The sequence below is a fragment of the Polaromonas sp. P1_G4 genome (genome assembly GCF_056405475.1).
In genome coordinates this window covers 1-796 of sequence record NZ_JBFUCA010000960.1, presented here as the reverse complement: position 1 = coordinate 796, position 796 = coordinate 1, and the positions used below count along the sequence as shown (strand labels likewise).

Here is a 796-nt window from a genome sequence, read left to right as displayed (position 1 = left end):
GACCCTGGGCGATGCTTTCGCCCTGGCTCTCGATGGCTTTTTGCTGCGCCTCGGCATTGAGCGCCAGGAAATTGCTAGGCGCCGTGGCCGCCATCCATTGCTCGACCGCGAAGCGCACGCGTGCGCGGGTCTTTGCGTCGCCTTCGACGGCGTCGGCCAGGGCCATGAGGGTGCGGGCGTTCAGCAGATAGGTGGAAGCCGAAAATTTCGAGACGGGGTTGGTCTTCCAGGCCGCGCTTGAAAACCTGCGGTCAGACGACACCAGCGTATCGGCGCCCTCCTGCAACCCCTGGTTCCACAGGGCTGAGGCGTCTGCGATATAGCGCTGCTGCAATTCCTGGAGCCTGGCCGGATCGAACTGGAGTGCCGCTGGGGTTTGGCCTGGGCTGAATGCACTCATTGGTGCGAATCCGTTGTTTGCACCAGTATTGAAGCCGGCGCCTGATCCGGCGTTTGCCATGACACTCATGGCCTGCTGCAGGCCTGCCGCAAAGGTCTCTTGCATCTGCCGGGCCGTTTCGGCCTGCTTTGCGTCAAAATTCATCTTGTCTCCCCGATCCATGTTGAGTCCTGGTGACTCTTTTGAGCACACCAACAGTATCGTAGGATTTGCATTACAAATTGCTCACCAGGGCCGCGGAGTTCTACGTATTTATGTATTTGATTGTCATCGCCTGGATTTACGTTGTGCTCATGATGAGTGTTGCCGAAGCCACCAACAGCAACGGCACACTTCTGGGGGCACTGGTCACCTTTGTACTCTATGGACTGGGTCCTGTGGCATTGGTGGTTTACC

General features: G+C 58.2%; 1 pseudogene. It reads right to left on the bottom strand.

The features are described from left to right. Positions 1-544 (bottom strand): annotated as a pseudogene (locus AC1D1X_RS24735) (class I poly(R)-hydroxyalkanoic acid synthase); the annotation flags it as partial. Between the last annotated feature and the right edge of the window lie 252 nt (positions 545-796).